22 protein-coding genes are annotated in these 21955 nt (G+C 36.9%); 8 read left to right on the top strand and 14 right to left on the bottom strand.

Annotated elements, in window-relative coordinates; genetic code table 11:
* Nucleotides 1–71 precede the first annotated feature (71 nt).
* Complete coding sequence (locus tag BUC06_RS21485) at nucleotides 72–2687, top strand: MGH1-like glycoside hydrolase domain-containing protein (protein ID WP_073336391.1); 2616 nt, start codon at nucleotides 72–74, stop codon at nucleotides 2685–2687.
* A 51-nt stretch (nucleotides 2688–2738) separates the two neighbouring features.
* On the opposite strand, the gene BUC06_RS21480 is transcribed toward BUC06_RS21485, so the two are convergent.
* The 8 genes from BUC06_RS21480 to BUC06_RS21450 all read right to left on the bottom strand — a co-directional run bounded on the left by BUC06_RS21480 (nucleotide 2739) and on the right by BUC06_RS21450 (nucleotide 10026).
* Nucleotides 2739–3158 (bottom strand): OsmC family protein, encoded by a 420-nt coding sequence (locus BUC06_RS21480; RefSeq protein WP_073336389.1) that lies wholly within the window; start codon nucleotides 3156–3158, stop codon nucleotides 2739–2741.
* Between the two features lie 74 nt (nucleotides 3159–3232).
* Nucleotides 3233–4555, bottom strand: a complete 1323-nt coding sequence (locus BUC06_RS21475; RefSeq protein WP_073336387.1) for a DUF58 domain-containing protein — start codon at nucleotides 4553–4555, stop codon at nucleotides 3233–3235.
* 50 nt (nucleotides 4556–4605) lie between these two features.
* Complete coding sequence (locus BUC06_RS23965; protein ID WP_167367458.1) at nucleotides 4606–4782, bottom strand: four helix bundle protein; 177 nt, start codon at nucleotides 4780–4782, stop codon at nucleotides 4606–4608.
* Nucleotides 4783–4866: 84 nt separating this feature from the next.
* Entirely contained in the window at nucleotides 4867–5898 is a 1032-nt protein-coding gene (locus BUC06_RS21470; protein WP_073336385.1) for an AAA family ATPase, read from the bottom strand.
* Nucleotides 5899–6134: 236 nt separating this feature from the next.
* Nucleotides 6135–7292, bottom strand: coding sequence for a hypothetical protein (locus BUC06_RS21465; RefSeq protein ID WP_073336383.1), 1158 nt, complete (start codon nucleotides 7290–7292; stop codon nucleotides 6135–6137).
* Nucleotides 7293–7306: 14 nt separating this feature from the next.
* Complete coding sequence (locus BUC06_RS21460; protein ID WP_073336381.1) at nucleotides 7307–8104, bottom strand: DUF4129 domain-containing protein; 798 nt, start codon at nucleotides 8102–8104, stop codon at nucleotides 7307–7309.
* Entirely contained in the window at nucleotides 8097–9059 is a 963-nt protein-coding gene (locus tag BUC06_RS21455; RefSeq protein WP_073336379.1) for a DUF4013 domain-containing protein, read from the bottom strand. Before BUC06_RS21455 ends, BUC06_RS21460 begins: the two co-directional genes overlap by 8 nt.
* Complete coding sequence (locus BUC06_RS21450; RefSeq protein WP_073336377.1) at nucleotides 9043–10026, bottom strand: stage II sporulation protein M; 984 nt, start codon at nucleotides 10024–10026, stop codon at nucleotides 9043–9045. Before BUC06_RS21450 ends, BUC06_RS21455 begins: the two co-directional genes overlap by 17 nt.
* Before the next feature lie 27 nt (nucleotides 10027–10053).
* On the opposite strand from BUC06_RS21450, the gene BUC06_RS21445 reads away from it, so the two are divergent.
* Both BUC06_RS21445 and BUC06_RS21440 read left to right on the top strand, forming a co-directional pair.
* On the top strand, nucleotides 10054–10803 hold the full coding sequence (locus tag BUC06_RS21445) for an RDD family protein (RefSeq protein ID WP_073336375.1): 750 nt from the start codon (nucleotides 10054–10056) through the stop codon (nucleotides 10801–10803).
* A 176-nt stretch (nucleotides 10804–10979) separates the two neighbouring features.
* Complete coding sequence (locus BUC06_RS21440; RefSeq protein ID WP_073336373.1) at nucleotides 10980–11270, top strand: GNAT family N-acetyltransferase; 291 nt, start codon at nucleotides 10980–10982, stop codon at nucleotides 11268–11270.
* Here BUC06_RS21440 and BUC06_RS21435 read toward each other — a convergent pair.
* The 5 genes from BUC06_RS21435 to smpB all read right to left on the bottom strand — a co-directional run bounded on the left by BUC06_RS21435 (nucleotide 11259) and on the right by smpB (nucleotide 15980).
* A complete protein-coding gene (locus tag BUC06_RS21435; protein WP_073336371.1) occupies nucleotides 11259–12230 on the bottom strand; it encodes a glycosyltransferase family protein in 972 nt (323 codons plus the stop codon). The genes BUC06_RS21440 and BUC06_RS21435 overlap by 12 nt on opposite strands.
* On the bottom strand, nucleotides 12231–13055 hold the full coding sequence (locus tag BUC06_RS21430) for a UDP-2,3-diacylglucosamine diphosphatase (protein ID WP_073336369.1): 825 nt from the start codon (nucleotides 13053–13055) through the stop codon (nucleotides 12231–12233).
* Between the two features lie 56 nt (nucleotides 13056–13111).
* Nucleotides 13112–13852, bottom strand: coding sequence for a YebC/PmpR family DNA-binding transcriptional regulator (locus BUC06_RS21425; RefSeq protein ID WP_073336367.1), 741 nt, complete (start codon nucleotides 13850–13852; stop codon nucleotides 13112–13114).
* A 95-nt stretch (nucleotides 13853–13947) separates the two neighbouring features.
* Nucleotides 13948–15444 (bottom strand): OmpA family protein, encoded by a 1497-nt coding sequence (locus BUC06_RS21420; protein ID WP_073336365.1) that lies wholly within the window; start codon nucleotides 15442–15444, stop codon nucleotides 13948–13950.
* Nucleotides 15445–15521: 77 nt separating this feature from the next.
* A complete protein-coding gene (gene smpB, locus BUC06_RS21415) occupies nucleotides 15522–15980 on the bottom strand; it encodes an SsrA-binding protein SmpB (RefSeq protein WP_073336363.1) in 459 nt (152 codons plus the stop codon).
* Between the two features lie 191 nt (nucleotides 15981–16171).
* Between smpB and BUC06_RS21410 the strand changes: the two genes are divergently transcribed.
* The gene (locus BUC06_RS21410) at nucleotides 16172–17794 is read left to right on the top strand and encodes an ABC-F family ATP-binding cassette domain-containing protein (protein WP_073336361.1); all 1623 of its coding nucleotides are present in this window, start codon (nucleotides 16172–16174) and stop codon (nucleotides 17792–17794) included.
* An 84-nt stretch (nucleotides 17795–17878) separates the two neighbouring features.
* Here BUC06_RS21410 and BUC06_RS21405 read toward each other — a convergent pair whose 3' ends face one another.
* The gene (locus tag BUC06_RS21405) at nucleotides 17879–18691 is read right to left on the bottom strand and encodes a M48 family metallopeptidase (protein WP_073336359.1); all 813 of its coding nucleotides are present in this window, start codon (nucleotides 18689–18691) and stop codon (nucleotides 17879–17881) included.
* Nucleotides 18692–18801: 110 nt separating this feature from the next.
* Here BUC06_RS21405 and recJ point away from each other — a divergent pair, with 110 nt between their 5' ends.
* From recJ to BUC06_RS21385, 4 genes are all read left to right on the top strand, one after another.
* Nucleotides 18802–20514 carry a single-stranded-DNA-specific exonuclease RecJ gene (recJ, locus tag BUC06_RS21400; RefSeq protein WP_073336357.1) on the top strand — a complete coding sequence of 571 codons (1713 nt, stop codon included), beginning with the start codon at nucleotides 18802–18804 and terminating at the stop codon, nucleotides 20512–20514.
* Nucleotides 20515–20532: 18 nt separating this feature from the next.
* Nucleotides 20533–20799 (top strand): four helix bundle protein, encoded by a 267-nt coding sequence (locus tag BUC06_RS21395; RefSeq protein ID WP_228423865.1) that lies wholly within the window; start codon nucleotides 20533–20535, stop codon nucleotides 20797–20799.
* A 126-nt stretch (nucleotides 20800–20925) separates the two neighbouring features.
* Nucleotides 20926–21510, top strand: coding sequence for a nicotinate (nicotinamide) nucleotide adenylyltransferase (gene nadD, locus BUC06_RS21390; protein WP_073336355.1), 585 nt, complete (start codon nucleotides 20926–20928; stop codon nucleotides 21508–21510).
* A gap of 82 nt (nucleotides 21511–21592) precedes the next feature.
* Nucleotides 21593–21934 carry a DUF3817 domain-containing protein gene (locus BUC06_RS21385; protein ID WP_073336353.1) on the top strand — a complete coding sequence of 114 codons (342 nt, stop codon included), beginning with the start codon at nucleotides 21593–21595 and terminating at the stop codon, nucleotides 21932–21934.
* Nucleotides 21935–21955 lie beyond the last annotated feature (21 nt).

Below are 21955 nucleotides of genomic sequence, written 5' to 3'. Positions count from 1 at the left end.
ATTCTTCAGATGAAAGGAATTGGAATTATTTTTCAAAAAAACTACCTTCGTATTGAAAAAAGTGATGAAATATGATTGTTGAAAAAGAAAGATTACAAGATTCCAAATGGAAAAACTGGGGTCCGTACGTAAGCAACCGGCAGTGGGGAAATGTACGTGAAGACTACAGCCCGAACGGAAATGCATGGCATTACGCCAACCATAATAATGCAGAAAGCTACGCCTACAGATGGGGAGAAGAAGGCATCGCCGGAATCTCTGATGTGAAACAGATTTTCTGTTTTGCATTTTCATTCTGGAACAAAAAAGATAAAATAGTCAAGGAACGTTTCTTCGGACTGAGTAATCCTCAGGGAAACCACGGGGAGGATATTAAAGAGATCTTTTATTACCTGGATAATACGCCTACTCATAGTTATATGAAAATGGTATACAAATATCCGATCAATGCATTTCCCTATGATGATCTGGTGGCTGAAAACGGAAGACGAAGCAAAAAGGAACCTGAATACGAGATTTTTGATACGGGAATTTTTGACAATGATGAATATTTTGATATTTTCATTGAATACTGTAAAGCGGATCACAATGATATTCTGGCAAGAGTAACGGTTCATAACAGAAGCAAACAAGATGCTCCCATTGTAATAGCACCGACTGCGTGGTTCAGAAATAACTGGAAATGGGGCTACAATACATATAAAGGACAAATGAATGCTTCGTTCGACGGATGCATTGATATTAACCATGACAGCATCTCGATCAAAAAAATCTATTCGAGAAATCTGGCAGCGAAAAGTGCGTTTTGTGAAAACGAAACCAATGCCCCTAAATTGTATGGAGCGCCTTATACCGGAAATACGTACTTCAAGGACGGAATTAATGATCATATCGTTTATGGAAGTAATACGGTAAATCCTGAAAAACGAGGAAGTAAAGGTTCTTTTATCATTGATGATTGTATTGAAGCTGGACAATCGAAAACTTTTGATTTCAGGCTATGTCCTGAGGAAATTGACGGTCCTTTTGATCAGTTTGACGAGATCTTTGCCAGAAGAATTGCTGAGACGAACGAGTTTTATCAGGAGATTCAGAGTGAAACGACGAACGAAGATGAAACGAATGTCCAAAGACAGGCTTTTGCAGGACTTTTGTGGAATAAACAGTTCTATCATTACAATGTAGGAAAATGGCTGAAAGGCGATCCAAATCATAATGCTCCGAGAAATTTCAACGACTATGTAAGAAATACGGAATGGAATCACCTTCACAATAAGGATATTATTTCGATGCCTGATAAATGGGAGTATCCATGGTACGCCACCTGGGATCTCGCATTTCACTGCGTTCCTTTTTCTATCATTGATGCTGAATTTGCTAAAGGACAGCTTCTTCTTTTGACCAAGGAATGGTATATGCATCCGAATGGACAGCTTCCTGCTTATGAATGGAATCTGAGCGATGTGAATCCACCTGTACATGCCTGGTCCTGCTTCAGGGTTTTTAAGATCGATGAAAAACAAAACGGTAAACCCGATCTTTTATTTCTGGAAAAAGTTTTCCAGAAACTTCTCCTGAATTTTACCTGGTGGGTCAACAGGAAGGACCAGAGCGGAAATAATATTTTCGGTGGTGGTTTCCTGGGACTGGATAATATCGGGGCTTTTGACCGTAATATGGAACTGAAGGACGGACAGCATCTGGAACAGGCGGACGGAACAAGCTGGATGGCGATGTATGCGCTTAATATGATGCGGATAGCGATGGAACTTGCGCAATATTATCAGGTGTATGAAGATATGGCTATTAAGTTCTTTGAGCATTATCTGTATATCGCGGAAGCAATGGAAAATTTAGGGGATGGCAAAGAAGGCCTATGGAACGAGGAAGACGGCTTTTTCTATGATGTGCTGCAATTAGGGAACGGTGAAAGTGTTTCTTTAAAATTAAGAAGTATTGTAGGGCTGATCCCGATGTTTGCCGTAGAAATCATCGATCATAAATTATTGGATAAGATGCCAAATTTCCAGGCAAGAATGGAATGGGTATTAAAAAATAAACCTGAGCTTACAAAGCTGGTTTCGCACTGGGATGAGGAAGGACAGGGCAGAAAACACCTGATGAGTATCCTGCGTAAGAACAGATTGACCAAGGTTTTAAGGAGAATGCTGGACGAGAAAGAATTTTTAAGTTCCTATGGAATCCGTGCGATGTCAAAAGTCTACGAGGAAAATCCGTTTGTATTTTCAGTTCACGGTACAGAAAATGTGGTCTACTATACTCCTGCCGAAAGCGACAGCCGTATGTTTGGAGGAAACAGCAACTGGCGTGGCCCGATCTGGTTCCCTATCAATTTCCTGATTGTGGAAAGTTTACAGCGTTTTCATTTTTACTATGGCAACAGTTTAAAAGTGGAATTCCCAACGGGAAGTGGTGAAAAGAAAAATCTGGATGAAGTGGCACAGAATATCAGCAAAAGACTCTGCTCTTTATTTTTAAAGGATGAAGACGGACAGCGACCTTTCAACGGCGGAAATGCCAAGTTCAATTATGATGAACATTTTAAGGATTACATTACGTTTTTTGAATATTTTCACGGGGATAATGGCCGCGGTGTAGGAGCTTCCCATCAGACCGGATGGACAGCAACGGTAGCCAAGCTTATGAAACCCAGATTAACGGTATAAAATACAGAGGCCGGCCCAAATGGGCCGGCCTCTTATTATCAATTCAAAAGATTAAATTTTCTCGCCGTTGACAAGAACTTCATATCCAATCTCTACATTCGGCTCTAAAGTTTTTGATACGGAACAGTATTTTTCAAAAGACAGCTCTGCTGCTTTCAGTGCTTTTTTAGGATCTATATTTCCTTCGAGAAGAAATCTTACTTTAATGGATTTAAAAGGTTTTGCATCGTCTACAGGAACTCTTTCTCCTTCTACTTCAGCTTTAAAACCTGTAATTTCCTGACGCTGTTTTTTCAGGATAGCGACTACATCTATCCCACTGCAACCTGCAACGGCCATCAGTACACTTTCCATTGGAGAAACGCCTTTAGCTCCCGGCTGTGAAGTATTATCCAAAAGGATTGAATTTCCCTGGGAATTGGTACATTCAAATAAAAAATCGTCGTTGATTCTGTTTAGGGTTATTTTCATTTCAAATTTTATTGTAAGATTTTTGGGCTCCGTTCAGAATTTCAGAAGCCATTGGATTTATTATGAATGCAAAATTATAAAATTCCTCTCGCTTTTATCTCAAGATATTTATTGATAACGTCAATATTTAAATTCTCAGGCAAAGTATACACCGTGTAGATCCCATACTTTCTAAGTTCCTGGATAATGAGCTTCTTTTCAAACTCAAATTTTTCTGCAACAATTTCATCATAAATTTCCTGCATATTCTCCGGGTTTTTATGAATCAGGGTCTGCAGTTCTGAGTTTTTGAAAAAGATAACGACTAAAAGATGATTTTTGGCAATCCCCCGAAGATATTTCAGCTGCCGGTTTAAACCGTCCAATGTTTCAAAATTGGTAAAAAGCAAGACAAGACTCCTTTGGTTCAGAGAATATTTCACATCCTGATAAAGGCGGTTAAAATCACTTTCAAAAAAGTCTGTTTTAATATTATAGAGAGCTTCCGAGATCTTTCTCAGCTGTCCTGATTTATTTTCAGCAGCGATTTTATTTTCAGTCTTTTTAGAAAAAGTCATCATTCCTGCACGATCCCCTTTCTTCAGGATAATATGGGACAGGGCCATTGCGGCATTGATGGAATAATCAAGCAGACTCAACCCATTGAAAGGCATTTTCATGGTCCTTCCTTTATCGATCAGAATAAAGATACGTTGTGATTTCTCATCCTGAAACTGATTCACCATTAATCGGTTGGTTTTAGAGGTAGCTTTCCAGTTGATGGTTCTGATATCATCTCCGGGAACATATTCTTTGATTTGTTCAAATTCCATGGTATGTCCCAGTTTTCTGATTTTTTTGATTCCACCGAGCATAAATTCACTCTGCAGTGCCATCAATTCATATTTTCTGAGATGTACGAAGGATGGATACGCGGGCAGCATAACGTCTTTCTGGAAATTAAATCTTCTGGATACAAATCCCAGTGGTGAGGATGCATATACATTAAGGTTTCCAAAGCTGTACTCTCCTCTTTCTTTGGGCTCAAGGCTGTATTGGAAATAGGTATTTCTACCGGATTCAATATCTTTTGTAATTAAAAAATCTCTCTTTTGGAACTGGAACGGAATTTCATCAATAATCCTGGTCCTGATCTTAAAACTATAATTGTTTTTAAGGTCAATTTTTACAAAATTTTCATCTCCATTGGACAGTTTTTCCGGCAGTATTCTTTGGGCAAGCAGTGCATTCTTTTGATTAAACAATAAAAGATAATCTACCATGGCAGCAAGAAAACAGATCAGCAAAAGCAGGTGAGCCGCCCACATCAGAACCGGAAAGAAAAATGCAAGGACGTACACAATCCCCACTCCTATGAGCGAAAAGAAAAATCGTGTATTGATGTATAGGTTTTTCATTTTTTTAGGTAATAAATTGACGGCAGCAGTTTGCAGGTGCTATGTTAAACTTATTGTAGGGAGTTTATTAAACCATTCAGCATTTTTGAAATTTCTATGATTGCATTATTTAATTTTTGATAATTGTCCTCATTTTCATCTTTCGGAAAAGATCCTGTACTTTTATAAATATCTGTAACAAAATCTACCGATTTCGGCCAAACCAGAAGTTCCTTAAAATTTGCCATATAGATACACTTTAGTTAAACTAACTGAAGAAAATGGTACGACAAACAACTATCAACTGCAACCTGATATCTAATATCTGCAACCTATCTAGGAATCTCTATTCCCTCTAAGATCTGACGTATAATTTCATCGGCAGTCAAGCCTTCCATTTCTCTTTCGGGAGAAACGATTACTCTGTGTCTTAATACAGCGTAGCTCGCTTCTTTAATATCTTCGGGTGTTACAAAGTCTCTTCCCCTCATCGCCGCAAATGCTTTAGACGCTGTAAGAAGTGCCAATGATGCTCTTGGAGAAGCTCCGAGATATAAGAATTGGTTTTCTCTGGTATTGACTATAATTTTGGCGATATATTCCATGAGCTGAGCCTCTACAACAATTTCTTTTACCAGATTCTGATAACTTTTCAATTGTCCAGCCGTAATAACACGATTTACGCCTTCTGTCTTATCTTCTTTCCGGCTTTCGTGCTGGTTTCTGATAATGGCAATTTCCTGTTCAAGATTAGGATACCCTACATTGATTTTGAATAGAAAACGGTCCAGCTGTGCTTCAGGCAGTCTGTAGGTTCCTTCATGCTCTATCGGGTTTTGGGTAGCTACAACCAGGAAGGGTTCGTCCATAATATAACGGACGCCATCCATGGTGATCTGCCTTTCTTCCATCACCTCAAACAAAGCCGCCTGAGTTTTGGCAGGAGATCTGTTGATCTCATCAATTAATATAAAGCTTGAAAATATAGGTCCTTTTTTAAATTCAAATTCAGAGTTTTTCACATTGAAAACAGAGGTTCCCAAAATATCTGAAGGCATAAGGTCCGGTGTAAACTGAATCCTGCTGAAACCAACATCAATGGTCTTTGCCAAAAGTTTAGCCGTGATGGTTTTAGCCACCCCCGGAACACCCTCGATCAGGACATGCCCGTTTGACAGAAGGGCTGCAATAAGATGTTCTATCATGCTTTCCTGTCCCACAATTACTTTGGCTATTTCAGTTTTTACTTTTTCTAAACTGGTACGGAGCTCGATCATATCAATCCTGGACTGAAACTGATCTTCACTTTTATTGAGATTGATAGAACTTTGAGGTTCTACATTTTGATTTTCATGGTTTTCCATACTTTTCTATCTGTGGTTTTAGTCAATCGTACTTTATCCGATTTTTGGTAAATCGTCCTTTCGGGACTCTAACTTATTTTTAATAATGTAACAATAAAACAGTCTAGCAGTTTACCAATAACCATTGTTACATTGTTACATTGTTACATTGTTACATTGTTACATTGTTACATTGTTACATTGTTACATTGTTACATTGTTACATTGTTACATTTTTACATTTTTACCCTACTCAATTATTTCAAAATCTCATCAAGAAGCTTATTCAATCTTGTGAGGTCTTCTTTCATCACGTGGGCATAGGGATCCTGTCCTTTTATGATCAGAACTATAGCTTCATTGATCATTTCAATATTTTTTCCTGTCTTTAGCTGAAGTTTTTTAGCAAATTCAGCATCGAGATTTTGAGTATCGATTAAAAGATCCATTCTTACTTTATTCAGGAAATATTGGGCTTTTTTGGCCATCATATCATGAAAGTCTCCTTCCTGAAGATAAAGATTTCCTATACTTTTCACAAAATCTACCGAGGTATTTCTCAGTGGCTCTAAAACAGGAACTATACGCTGTTTTCTTTTAGCATTAAAAAAAATAAACAATATAAGACCTCCTAAAAACAACCACCAGGCATATTTCAGTGCCGGATTGGAGAGGACAAATCTCATAAAGAAGCGCGAAACTTTGGTGTCATTTTCTACAAACCAGATTGTTTCTCTATCCTGAAGATAGGAAAAAACATCCTGTGCATATTTGATATTGCCCGGTTTTAGGAGGTAATAGTTGGTAAGAAAAAGAGGTTCACTATGGGCATAGATCTTCCCTTTTCCAAACCGAATTTTGATAAAATTAGCCTGATCTGAATTATTTTTCTCTACTGTTTTTCCCAGTACTTCCACTTTAGGCTTAATGTATGAAAATCCTCTGCCAGAAGGAAATTTATCTAATTTAATAAAATCATTCTGATATTTTTTATCCGTCAGTTTTAGCACATTTTCCTCTTCAAAAGAAATATCCGAGCTATGGTATCCGATACTGTCTGAAATATCTTTAGGAGCATGGCTTACCAAAATCATGGCATCTGAACCGTTTGACACCTCATCCAGAATTTTCTTCCAGGATTCTTTGTCCAGCTCTTTTTCAATGACGATGATATTGTGTACTCCCTTTTTGTGCTGAGCGTAATAGTCGTAAGGGGTCTGTTCTATTTTTTTCAGATTATTTTTAAACAGATCTTTCGCTTCATTATTAAACACAAACAGACCGAAAGGAGATTTTTCATGAATATTAAAATTCTTCCGCCAGTTTGTTGTTTCTTTTTTATTGACTTCAAGCAACGCCAGAATAACCATCACAACGATGAATATCACAGCATATATTTTGAAGGTTTTTTTCATGGTAAATGGTTTAATTACAGTTTAAATGACTGATACTGATTTTTAAATTTCTGATAACCCTGTTCGTCAATACTGAACTCGCCGTACCAAACATAGTCGAAAATATAGGAAAGTCGCGCAAATTCTTCCTTAAGGCCTAAGTCTTTCAATTCTGCAGCATAGTCTTTATTTGTTTTCTCAGGATTCCAGTTGATCTGTTTTTTATCACTTAGTTTTTTAAGGATAAAGAGGAACTGGTAGCGCACGGCTGAACGGTAATCTCCTTCTCGCTCAAATTTCGCAATGCTTTCAGGAAAATTGATCTCATGGATATTTTCATGAAGCTCTTCCGCATTGATATTTATTTTTTTATTTTTCTTTCCGAAGAAGAGATTTCCGTCTTTGCCCATTAGATATTTAATAATAAAATAAAGAAGAAATCCTACAAGAATAATGGCAAACAAGCGGATAAGGATCGTTGTAATTTTGGCCGAATTGGTAAAGACTGTTTCCCCAAAAATACTCTGAAGGATCTTGTCTATTCTCCTCATTAATTTCTGCAGGAAAGATTCTCTCGGCTTGGATACCGAATAATCAAATTCGTTTCCTTTATACCTGGACTTAATATTTTCTTTGAACTTTTTAGGATAGGCTGTATTTTCTGAAACAGGTTGCAGAATCAGTACAGAATCTGCACGGAGCATATTCCGGTAATGTCCGGTCCCCAAAGAATCTACAATATAATCTTCTACTGTACCATCTCCATCGTTATCCTGTGCACGAACAGGACCAATGGAGAAAAAGATCAACAGAAAAAGAAGTAATTTATTCATTGATACCGATAGTTTCTATTTCTTCAAATTCAGCTTTCTGATGAAGATCTGTTCTGCTGTCGTAATACATCAGACCTGCATTGATAAACATAAGATTGGAAAGGAATAACGACGCTAGCATTGAAATCCCATAGAATACAAAGAAAATAATTCCTGCAGTTCCGGCAAAAGGATTCTCTTCAAAATTTCCGTCAGGCGTTGAAGTAAGGACCGATCCGTACACAAAAACCATTGGAACCATTGTAAATACCAAACTCACCACATACAAAATAACAAACATGATGATGGATGCTCCCCAGTATTTCCAGTACGGAGATTTCTCATTTCCGTTCGGGTAAGAAAACTGGGATCTTATGGAATAACTCAGGCTTTCCATAAAGCCTCTTTTGGTATTAAAATAATCGTACATCAAAAATGCAGAAACATTAAATGCTGTAGGGTATACAAGCAGTATCAGGAAAAAACCGATAATGATCAGCAGCAGCACATAAGAAAATCCTACGATGATCATGGTCACCGGAAATACAATAAACAGCATTCCGATACCCATCTTAAAAATTCTTCCAGCATTTCTTTTAAAATCTCCTAAGATTTCATCTGTCTTGATCTTTTGAGCACCTTCAGCGATCCTTTTCATATAAAAAACAGGATACAGATAATTGACGATTGCCAGAAGGATAAAAAGGACAAAAACCAAAATTCCCGCTACAATGAGCATTCCTGAGTTATCTTCAAAATATCTTTCAAAATAGTAGCTTTCCCCGCTCATATTGGAGCCGACAAGCTGTCCGAAGATCTCTTTAAATCCAAAGATCACAACGGCAATTGTTAAGATTAACAGTAATCCGTTGATCAGAATATAATTTTTAAAATAGTTTTTCCCGTAAAGTTTAAAGAAATTAAAACTATCAGTGATGAAAGCTCCAAATTCTCTTTTTTTATAAAACTGCATCATGGTTGTGATTATTCGTTTTTTTATGAACCACTGAAGGATAAATGAAATAATAAAATCCTATAATGGTCAGTGAACTGATGATTATCGCTAAGTTGACTACCAGTGGCATTCTCAAAGCATGTCTTGTTACATAACCTTCAATAATTCCGGCACAAATGGTAAAAGGAATGGTGCTGAGAAAGATTTTAAAAGAATCTTTAAAACCGGTTTTAAAAGAATTAAATCTTGAAAATGTTCTCGGAAACAGAATACTCGCTCCCAGAATAAGTCCACACATAGCCTCCACAACCATTGCAAAGATCTCAAAAACACCATGAAGCCAGATTCCTCTTGCACTGTCTTTCAAGGCTCCATAATCATAGAAAAAATATTGGAAAGAACCCAGCATAACGCTGTTGGAAAGAAGGGCAAATAAAGTCCCCACCCCTGCCGTAATTCCATAAATATACAGTTTGGCTCCTACTCCGATATTATTAAAAATGATCCCTATGGTACTGCCCCAGGTAGATCCACTCTGGTAAACACCAACTGCATTTCCTTTTTTAATATTTTCTATCGTTTCATTAACATAATTTTCTCCCAGAATGATATTCGCAAAGTCTTTATCATAAGCTCCCGATAGCACTCCTATTGAAGTAAAAAGGATGAAAAACAGAAACGCATACATAAGATATCTCCTGTACTGATAGACCAGCAGGGGAACTTCCGTTTTAAAGAAGTAGATCAGCCTGTTCTCCTCTACTCTTTTGGTCTTATAAATCTTCTGAAATATCTGCGAAGACAAATGATTCAGGTATACCGTGGTATTGCTTTTGGGATAATAGGTCTGCGCAAATGAAAGGTCATTGATCAGGTTGATATACAACGAAGACAGGTCATCAGGATTTTTTTTTACTTTCCCTTGAATAACCTGTTCAATTCCCAACCATTTTTCTTTATTTTGTTTAATGAAATAAACTTCTCTCATAATTGTAAGGCTAAAATAATAAAAATTATGTCTCAAATTGCGATAAATACCTCACAAAATGTAAATATTAACTTTAATATTGCGAGTGTCGGGGAAAGAATGCTTGCCTTCATTATCGATCTTCTGATAAAGGTCGCTTATGTTCTCATTGTTTTCTATCTTTTCTTTAACATTTTTGATCTTGGGTATTTATTGACCGGACTTGATCAATGGTCTATTATGGCTGTTTACATTGTTCTTACATTCCCTGTTTATATTTATCCCGTAGTTCTGGAAAGTTTGATGGAAGGACAGACTCCCGGGAAAAAGCTCATGAAAATCCGGGTTGTAAAAATTGACGGTTACCAAGCCAGTTTCGGAGATTATCTGATCCGATGGATGTTCAGGCTCATTGACACTTCGGCAGCCGGCGTCGTAGGTATTATTTCTATGATTGTGTCTAAAAATAATCAGCGTTTGGGAGATATGGCTTCGGGTACAGCCGTAATTTCTCTAAAAAATAATATCAATATCTCTCACACCATTCTGGAAAATATCAATAATGACTACGTTCCCTCCTTTCCACAGGTCATTGCTTTAAGCGATAATGATATGAGGATCATCAAAGATAATTACACCAAAGCCCTTAAAGTAGACGACAGACAGATCATCAGCAAACTTTCCGATAAGATTAAAAGTATTTTAAAACTGGATATTGATCCAAAGAAAATGACGGAGAGACAGTTTATCAATGTGGTGATTAAGGACTATAACTATTATACGGGGAAGGATAATTAATGTGAATGGTCAATTTTGCTTCGCAAGGGAATGATCAATTTATCCAATAAAGGATAATCATTCCACAATTAATATTTTTAAAGTTGAATATGAAGAAAATTCACTATTCACTTATTACGCTCATACAATTACTCATCGGTGCAATTTTTGTATGTTTAATCGCAAATCTTTGAATTATGAAATTTGAAAACAACAAATCAGGAAACGGTGGTTTCATTACACTGAACAATGAAATAAAAGAGGTGGGAAGATTAACCTATACCATTTTTCCTGAAGAAGATAAATTTATTATTTCTTTTGTACTGGTTCATCCTGAATTTGAAGGCCGGGGAATGGGGAAATATTTGGTTGAGGAAGCCATAAAATTTGCCAGAGAAAATAACTGGAAAGTATATCCTCACTGTTCTTACGCACGAGCTGTTATGACCAGAATGAGTGATGTAGATGATGTATTTCTAAAGAACTAAGACTTCATTCACCAGAATTTCTTCAATATCGTCCGGATAATCTACTTTTAAGTGATGATCTGAAGCTACCCATTCCATAATTTCCTGAGGTTTTAATACTTTAGAATTTGGAATCCCCATGAGATCTAAAGCACACGCATTGCATTCCTGTTCATATTGATTGTGAATGGGAATGACAAATAGCTTTTTATCCATAAACAATGCTTCTGCCGGTGTTTCAAAACCTGCATTGCATAATATACCGTCACAACTTTCAAAGTACTTCAGGTATTGAATCTCATCGATTGGAAAAACTTCTACATTTTTTATTTTAAGCTGTACTTTACTGTACTTCGAAAATACTTTCCATTGAACAGGTATCTGTTTCAAGACTTTGAGGATATTCTCATCTGCAAAACTTGGAAGATAAACGAGATAATATCCCTTTTTATTCGGATTAAGGTTTCTGATTTTCCTTCTGATCACGGGTTTCTTAATCTGCGGATGATAATTTTCAAAGTGAAAACCAATCTTTCTTTCGCTGGGAACATAGTATTTAAGAATCAGTTCCCCTAAAAAGTCTTTCTTTTCCGGTTTGGGGGTTTCAGCAAAACTCATGGAAGCCTGATGGCTCAGCTCGATCATGGGAAGTTTTTTCAACTTACCAGCCCATCCAGTTAAAGGTTCATAATCATTAATGATGAGATCGTATTTTGAAAGTTCGAGTTCTCTTACTGTTTTTACAGCTTCCAGAAATTTATTTTCAGTAAACGTTTTTCGGTAGGATAAACCGCCCGTTTTGTTGTAAAGAAGAGAAATGCCTCTATGTTGGAAATTAATGTCAAAATCAGCCTTCAATTGTGACTGATGACCACTGATCAAGGTATCAACTGAAGCATATTTTTTGAGAATAGGAATAATCTCCTGTGCTCTGGCCACATGTCCGTTTCCTGTTCCTTGAAATGCATACAAAACTTTCATTTAAGAAAAATTAGTGACTATTTTCAGAAGTTCAGAATTGTCCATGTCCTGGATCTCTTCTACTTCGTCGTCTTTAAGCAAATCTTTGTGATCGTCATAATAGAATATTTTCCATTCTTCATCATGATATTCCAACGCTGAAAGGTTTTCAATCCAGTCTCCGGAATTCAGATAAGTACAGGCGCCTTTTTTGGTAATGACCTCACGGATCTGAGGCTGGTGGATATGGCCGCAAACTACGTAATCATAATGATTATCTATCGCTAGTTCAGAAGCAGTCAGTTCAAAATCCCCGATATACTTCACTGCTTTCTTTACATTGTTTTTGATCTTCTTAGAAAATGAATATTTTTCTTTTCCCATTTTCTCCAGAAACCAATTGACAACGTTATTGATGACAATCAAAAGATCATATCCTTTTCCGCCCAACTTAGCGATCCATTTTGAATGCTGAACAGAGGCATCGAAAACATCTCCGTGAAATATCCATGTTTTCTTTTGATCGATATCAAGACAGATTTTATTGCAAACTTTAAGTTTTCCTAATTCAAAATCTGTAAACTTACGGAACATTTCATCATGGTTTCCAGTAATATAGTAAACCTGTGTATTTTTGGTGGCTAATGAAAGGATCTTTTTGATCACTTTCAAATGAGGTTTAGGGAAGTAAGACTTTTTAAACTGCCAGATATCAATAATATCACCGTTCAAAACTAATGTTTTTGGCTGGATAGAATTGAGATACCGTAACAGCTCTTTAGCCTTACATCCATAAGTTCCCAGATGAACATCCGATATGACAACTAACTCAACGTTTCTTTTCATAGTTTTATACAAAGAAACTAATTGAAAGTTAACTGTATATGAATGCTATATTATTTTTACAGCGAGTTCATCAATTCTTCTGTGATCTCCATATTATGATAAACGTTCTGTACATCATCGTCATCTTCAAAACGTTCCAGCATTTTCATATTAGCTTTGAACTGGTCGCCATTTACTTCTTTGATATTATTTGGAATTCTCTGAAGTTCTGCGCTTTTTGCTTCAATTCCTAATTCATCTAATTTATGCGATAGTGAACCGAAATCTTCGAAAGCAGTTGTAATCATTACTTCTTCTTCATCTTTTTCCACATCTTCTGCACCTCCGTCAATCATTTCCATTTCAAAATCATCCCAATCCATTTTTATTTGAGATAAATCTAAGGTAAAAATTCCTTTTCTGTCGAAGATAAATGCAAGTTCTCCATTTTTACCCAAGTTACCGTCAAATTTATTGAAGATCGCTCTTACGTTAGCTACAGTTCTTGTTGGGTTATTGGTTGTACATTCTACGAAGAATGCTACTCCGCCCTGGCCATATCCTTCATAGGTAATTTCTTCATAGTTTTCTGCATCAGCTCCACCTGCTTTTTTGATGGCTCTTTCTACATTATCCTTAGGCATATTGGCACCCTTAGCATTCTGGATGCATCTTCTTAAAGCCGGGTTGGCTTCAGGATCTGTTCCTCCGGCTTTTACTGCCAGTGCAATGTCTTTACCGATTTTAGAGAAAGTTTTGGCCATTTTATCCCATCTGGCCATTTTAGAAGCTTTTCTATATTCAAATGCTCTTCCCATTTTAGATTTTTAAATTTTCAACAAAATTAACTAAAAGTCAACAAAAAAAAAATACCCCCAAAAAATTGGAGGTATTTATTATTTAGAAAAATTAATTATTTTTTCTTTTTAGCAGCAGCTTTTTTCTTAGCTGGAGCTTTTTTAGCTTTCTTCACTACAGTTTTCTTCTCTACAACGTCTAGATCAGATTTCTGAAGTGCATCCCAAGCAGCACCATTAACAGCTTCAACAACTACTTTTCTGTCAACCATTCTTTCTGCATCAGAAGCTTTCTCAGAGATAGTAGCATCTCTTTCTCCAACTCCTACAGATTTCAATTGGTTTGCATTAACACCTCTAGCTTCTAGAGCACCTACTACTGAAGCAGCTCTTTGTCTAGAAAGTTTCAAGTTGTAAGCATCAGCACCTTTCTTATCTGTGTGACCAGTTACTAAGAAAGTACCATCAGAAGATTGCTTAATAATTTTAGCAGCTTCATCTAACTTAGTGCTAGATTCAGGTCTGATTGTAGCTTTGTTAAAGTCAAACAAGATACCTTTAAGAGCACCAGTAGCTTCAACACCGATTACTTCTTTTGGCTTAGGACATCCGTTGTATTCTGGAAGACCTGGAACTGTAGGACAAGCGTCATCTTTATCTAAGATTCCGTCACCGTCTGTATCTGGCCAAGGACAACCGTTGTTTTCTGCAGGACCTGCAACTGTAGGACAAGCATCATCTTTATCGATAACACCATCACCATCTGTATCTGGCCAAGGACAACCGTTGTTTTCAACTGGACCAGCTACTTCTGGACATTGATCGTCTTTATCTGGAACTCCGTCACCGTCAGTATCAGGACATCCCTGGAATTCTGGTAGACCTGGAGTATCTGGACAAAGGTCATCTTTATCTAGGATACCATCCTTATCTCTATCTCTGTTACCGAATCTGAATAAGATCGATGCAGAAGCTTGCCAGAAGTTAGCAACATTTGATTTATCACCTGGAGTTGATACATAGTCACCCTGAACACCAAGACCGAAGTTCTTAGTTACCCAGAAGTTAGCACCAGCACCTGTAGAAACTGTAAAGTGATTAGCTTTACCATTTTCATTACCACCGTCTCCGTTATAAACTGTATCTCCTCTGAAATCAGTTCTTGGGAAAGTAAGTGCAGTATAATCATGTCTCAAGTAGTTAGCACCAACTCTTAAATATGGATCGAACCAAGATTCTTCATTCCATAAAAGACCAGCTGCTTTAGCTTGGAAACCAAGACCTGTCATTAGGAAAAATTCTTTCCCCATGTTAAATCTCTGATTGTCAACATTACCTACGGAAGTCTGCCAGTCGATAACTAAACCTTTACCGATGTTTCTAGCAACTGTTAATTTAGATAATGGAGGTGTAATAGAGAAGTTGTTCACATTGAACATTGTCTTCGTTAAATTATTAGCAGAGAACGTATTACTAAAGTTGTTACTCTGTGCCTTGTGGTTTTCCGCGTGAGCACCAACCCCGATTAACCACGGATTGTTGGTAGTCTGAGCGAACACAGTAGAAGCAACCGTAAGCGCCAATGCTGAAATTCCTAATTTTAGATTTTTCATAGAATTAAATGATTAAATAATTGATAATGCAAAATAAATATAATTTTTCTTTAAAAACAAAGTTTTTTGAATGATTTTTAACTTTTCTTTAATATTCTATCCAGGTTACGTTTATTTTCTCTATCTTTTATCGCTTCCCTTTTATCAAAGAGTTTTTTCCCTCTGGCAAGGGATATCAGCACTTTTGCTTTACCCTTGTCTGTGATATATAATTTAAGAGGTATAATTGTGTTACCAGCATCCTTTAACTTTTTTTCAAGTTTTACTAATTCTTTTTTGTGCAACAGCAATTTCCGTTCCCTTTTTGTTTTGTGATTGTAAAAAGTTCCTAATTTATACTCATCAATCATCATATTAATAATGTATAACTCCCCATCAATAAACTGACAGAAGGATTCTGTGATGGAGGCTTTAGATGACCGTAAAGATTTTATTTCAGTTCCCGTTAAAACCATCCCCGCTTCAAATTCTTCAAGGATTTCATATTCAAAACGGGCTTTTCTATTTAATATACTGACTGTTTTTTCGATTTTCATTTTAAAAATGCGTGTGATTATATTTAATTGGGCTCAACCAATCCTTCATTGAGTTGTCCATTCAGGACTCCATCTATTTATTTCATCAATGAAATATAGAAAAAATACCTCATATTTAAAAACTTGACTTTTACATTATTACGAAATACCCAAATTCTTTTCGTAATTTTGCGCCAAATTTACAAAACTATATGTTAACAGTATCTAACTTATCTTTACAATTCGGGAAAAGAGTTCTTTTTGACGAGGTAAATATTATGTTTACCAAAGGAAACTGCTACGGGATTATCGGAGCAAACGGTGCGGGGAAATCTACATTCCTTAAAATACTAACGGGAAAGCAGGATCCGACTACAGGGCATGTATCTTTGGAACCAGGAAAAAGGATGTCAGTTTTGGAGCAGGATCACTTTGCGTATGATCAATTTACTGTTCTTGAAACTGTATTGAGAGGAAATAAAAAATTATTTGAAATAAAGGAGGAAATGGATGCGCTTTATGCGAAAGAAGATTTCTCTGATGAAGATGGTATAAAAGCAGGGGAACTGGGTGTTATTTATGACGAAATGGGAGGATGGAACTCAGAATCTGATGCACAAACGATGCTTTCTAACGTTGGTATCAAAGATGGTATGCACTGGCAGATGATGAGTGAGCTTGAAAACCAGGACAAAGTAAAAGTTCTATTGGCACAGGCTTTATTTGGAAATCCTGATGTATTGATTCTGGATGAGCCTACGAATGACCTTGACATCGATACGATTGCCTGGCTGGAAAACTTCCTTGCAGATTATGAAAATACAGTCATTGTAGTTTCTCACGACCGTCACTTCCTGGATACCGTTTGTACACACATCGGAGATTTGGATTATGCGAAACTTAACCTTTATACAGGTAACTATACTTTCTGGTATCAGGCTTCTCAGCTGGCCACAAGACAAAGAGCTCAGGCTAATAAAAAAGCAGAAGAAAAGAAGAAAGAACTTCAGGACTTCATCGCTAGATTCAGCTCCAACGTTGCCAAAGCAAAACAGGCTACTGCGAGAAAGAAAATGATCGATAAATTGAACATCGATGACATCAAGCCTTCGTCAAGAAGATACCCTGCTATCATTTTCGAAATGGAAAGAGAAGCTGGAGACCAGATCTTAGATGTAAAAGGTCTTGAAAAAACCAAAGACGGAGAACTATTATTCTCAAACATTGACTTAAACCTTAAGAAAGGAGATAAAGTTGCTGTTCTTTCTAAAAACTCATTGGCTATCACTGAATTTTTCGAAATTCTTGCAGGAAATGTTCAGGCAGATAAGGGAACAGTGGCTTGGGGAGTTACCACCAACCAATCTCACATGCCTTTGGATAACACCAGTTTCTTCCAGGAAGATTTAAGCCTCGTAGACTGGTTGAGACAATTCACTAAAAACGATGAAGAGCGCCACGAGGAATTTGTAAGAGGATTCTTGGGAAGAATGCTTTTCTCCGGTGATGAAGCTTTAAAATCTTGTAAAGTGCTTTCGGGAGGTGAAAAAATGAGATGTATGTTCAGCAGAATGATGCTTCAGAAAGCAAACATTCTATTATTAGATGAGCCAACCAACCACCTGGATCTTGAAAGTATCACGACTTTGAACAACTCATTGTCAAACTTCAAAGGAAATCTTTTGCTTTCGTCTCATGACCACGAAATGCTTCAGACGGTCTGTAACAGAATCATCGAGCTTACTCCTTCAGGAATTATTGACAGAGAAATGACTTACGATGAATATCTTGCCGATAAAAAAGTTAAAGAACTGAGAGAAAAAATGTATTCTTAATTGACTGAGATATCATTATAATTCACGATAAAAAAATTCCTCAAAGTTAACTTTGAGGAATTTTTGTTTTAAATAAGATTCAATTTATTTTGTAAGCTTAGTCGTTGGAATAGCAATCGTTCCCGGATCTTTCCATAAACCATCTTTTTCAGCTCTTTTCTTAATAGCCTGTGCTCTTTTTTCACTGTCAGGGTGAGAGTTGAACATTTTTTGAAAACCTGTCTGTGTACTTCCTTCCGAAAGCAATGCCAATTTTTTGAATGCAGAATAAGCTCCTACTACATTATAATTATTAGCTTTCATAAAGTCGTAGGAATAAGTATCCGCTTCAGACTCCTGCTTTTTGCTGTGGGAAGCATCCAGAAATTCATTGGCCATTTTTCCTACCTGACTATCATTTAACGCCGCTACGGTACCTGATGCAGATGATGCCGCATCCAGCGCCGCTGCTTTTAAGTAAGCAGATTTAATCGCATCTTTAGTATCCTGATTTTTCACGTGACCGATCTCATGTCCGATTACTGCCAATAGCTCATCGTCCGTCATGATATCCATTAATGAAGAAAATACACGAACACTTCCGTCTGCGCAAGCAAAAGCATTGATATCTTTTACTTTGTAGACTTTATAGTTTAAAGCAAGTCCGTCCTGAGATTTGTGTTTTGCAAAAAGTTTGTTCAATCTGACAGTATAAGGATCTTTGGGACCTGCCACCTGATTGTTTTTGTCCATCCAGTCAACAGATTCTTTTGAAAGCTTCACTGCATCTTCATTGGTAAAAGTAAAGGCTTTTGCTCCTTTCGAAACAACACCAACCGCTTTTCCAAGATTGATTTTCTGTGCCGTTACAGCATTCATTGCCCCTAAGAATAAAAGGCAAATCGTTATTTTTTTCATAATCATTTTTAATTTGGACCGCGAAGATAGATATTTTTTTTTAACATTCACGGAGTCAAGTTCATCCTTAACTATTTCAAAATGCTGTTTTTTTTCCTTATTTTTGTGAAATGAGTCAGAAATGGATTTACAAGCCCGAACCCGATGAGGAAGTTGTGGACAGATTAAGTTCGTCACTTGGTTTTGGTACTTTTGAATCTAAACTCCTCGTTTTAAGGGGAATTGACAATTATCAAAAGGCCAGAGAATTCTTCAAACCCAACCTTAACGATATTCACAGTCCATTTTTAATGGCAGATATGCAGAAAGCTGTAGAGCGTATTGCCACTGCAATTGAAAATGGTGAAAAAATACTGGTATACGGAGATTACGATGTAGACGGAACTACAGCTGTAGCTCTGATGTACCTTTACCTCAGCAAAATTGTTGAGAAAAAATATTTAGATTATTATATCCCTGACAGGAATTCTGAAGGATATGGAATTTCTACCGAAGGAATTGATTTTGCCAAAGAAAATGGTTTTTCACTGATCATCGCTTTAGATTGTGGTATCAAAGCTATTGACATGGTACAATATGCACAGGATAAGGGTATTGATTTTATCATCTGTGATCACCACCTTCCGGGTGAAGAGATTCCTAATGCAGCCGCTGTTTTGGATCCGAAAAGAGTAGACTGCAGATATCCATTTAAAGAACTTTCAGGATGTGGTGTAGGCTTTAAGCTTTGTCAGGGCCTGAATACGATCTATAAAATTCCGGAAGCTGAATTATTTGAGCTTACCGACCTTCTGGCGATTTCTATTGCAGCGGATATTGTTTCTATGACTGGTGAGAACAGGGTATTTGCTAAAATGGGATTAAAAGTTCTCAGAAAAACAAGAAATCTGGGATTAAGATTACTGATTCCTGAGGATAAGCTGTCTCACTTTGAAATTTCAAATATTGTTTTTGAAATTGCTCCAAAGATCAATGCTGCAGGAAGAATTTCCCAGGGAAAAGCAGCTGTAGAACTTATGGTTTCTGATAACCTGAAACACGCTAACCAGATCGTAAGTGACATTATGGATCTTAATGATGAAAGGCGTGAGCTGGATATGAATTCCACCCTATCTGCTTTGAATCAGATCATCGAATCCCAACAGCAATCCAAACATTCTACTATTGTTTATCATCCTGAATGGAATAAAGGAGTGATTGGAATTGTAGCTTCCAGGCTTATCGAAACGTATTATAAACCCACGTTGGTCTTTACAGACGGTAATAATGGAGAAATGGTGGCTTCTGCCAGATCTGTCTCTGATTTTGACGTACATGAAGCGCTTGATATGTGTTCTGAGTATTTCCTGAAGTTCGGAGGGCATCACGCTGCTGCGGGACTTTCCATGGAAAAAGATAAATTTGAAGCCTTTAAGATTAAATTTGAAAAAATAGTTTCCGAAAAGATTCAGGAACATCAGCAGGAACCTTCTGTCACGATTGACTCTGAGATTAAAGTCGATGAGATCAACAGGGAATTTATTAATTTCCACAGAAAACTGGCACCCTTCGGACCTCATAATATGAAGCCCATCCTTACTCTGACTGATCAGAAACTGTCGGGTTATGTAAAAACGATGGGGAAAGACAACAATCACCTGAAGTTTTATATCAAACAGGAATCTACTGGCAGAAACATAGAATGTGTAGGTTTCAAATTGGGACAGCATGCAGAAGATTTTAAGAATAAAAAATTTGATCTTGCTTTCACGTTAGAGGAAAACCACTGGAAAGGAAACGTAACTCATTATCTTAATATCAAGGATGTAAAGTTCAGGGATTAGGTAACAGGGATAAATGCTATGGAAAATTATAAGGAATTATTAGTCTGGCAAAAATCAGTAGATTTTGTTACTGAAATATATACCTGTACTAAGAGTTTCCCAAAAGAAGAGCTTTATTCACTTACCAGCCAGATTCGCCGTTCTTCAATATCTATTTCATCCAATATTGCTGAAGGGAATTCAAGAAGATCCACCTTAGATGATCTACAGTTTTTAAAGTTTGCAAGAGGAAGTTGCGCCAAAATGGAATCTCAACACATGATTGCAAAAAATTTAAATTATTGATCTCCTGAGGAATTTGAAAAGTCAATCAGAAAAACATCTGAAATATAAAATATGCTGAATGCTATTATGACAAACTTGCAATCCAGCCCTAATTACTAATCCCTTAAACCTAAGCCCTACTAATCAATGAAAAAAATCGGCTTATTTTTCGGTTCTTTCAATCCGATACATATCGGACATTTAATTCTTGCTAATTACATTCTGGAACATTCTGACATGGATGAATTATGGTTTGTCGTAAGCCCGCAGAACCCTTTTAAAGATAAAAAATCACTTCTGAAAGATCATAACAGACTGGACATGGTGCAGCTTGCCATCACCGGCTATCCTAAAATGAGAGCCTCGAATGTAGAGTTTTCTCTTCCTAAGCCCAGTTATACGATCGATACCCTCACCTACCTTCATGAAAAATACCCTGATTACTCTTTCAGTCTGATTATGGGTGAAGATAACCTGAACAGTCTTCATAAATGGAAAAACGCTGAACTTCTGATCAAAAACCACCATATCATTGTCTATCCGAGGGTTTTTGAAGGAGAAAAGAAAGATTCGGAATACCTGCAGCATGAAAATATTTCCATGGTCAAAGCTCCGGTTATTGAGCTTTCTGCTACAGAGATCAGAAAAATGATCAAAGAAGGAAAAAATGTACGTCCCATGCTTCCACCGGAAGTTTTTGAATATTTGGACGGAAGTAGTTTTTATAAGTAATTTTGCCAATAAGAAGCTAGATGTTAGATATCAGAAGTTGATATCAGTTCTCGACTTTAACTCTTACCCTATACCTGACGACATGGAATTTATCGAAAAATATTTCTCAAAATATCCGGAGGAAAAAATGATTAAATGGTTTAAGCAAATCTGTTTAGCTGAAGCGATCTCATGGTTTTTTCTATTCACAGCGATGACCTGGATACGCATTGATCCTGAAGGTGTTTTTCCGATCGTCTACATCAGTACTATTGGCAGTATTCACGGATTCTTTTTTACGCTTTACCTGCTGTTTCTACCTTCTATAAGAAAAATATACACATGGGATGATGAAGACAGCGTCTTCGCTTTAATCTCCGCATTTTTCCCTTTTGCAACGATCTGGATCGATAAGTCTTTAGCTAGAAAAGACCGTGAGCAATAAAAAAAGCGAGACACTACGGTC

The sequence above is a fragment of the Chryseobacterium carnipullorum genome, assembly GCF_900142785.1.
Lineage (GTDB): Bacteria > Bacteroidota > Bacteroidia > Flavobacteriales > Weeksellaceae > Chryseobacterium > Chryseobacterium carnipullorum.
Note: the sequence above shows the minus strand (reverse complement) of the source record. Positions and strands in the feature narration are given on the sequence as shown.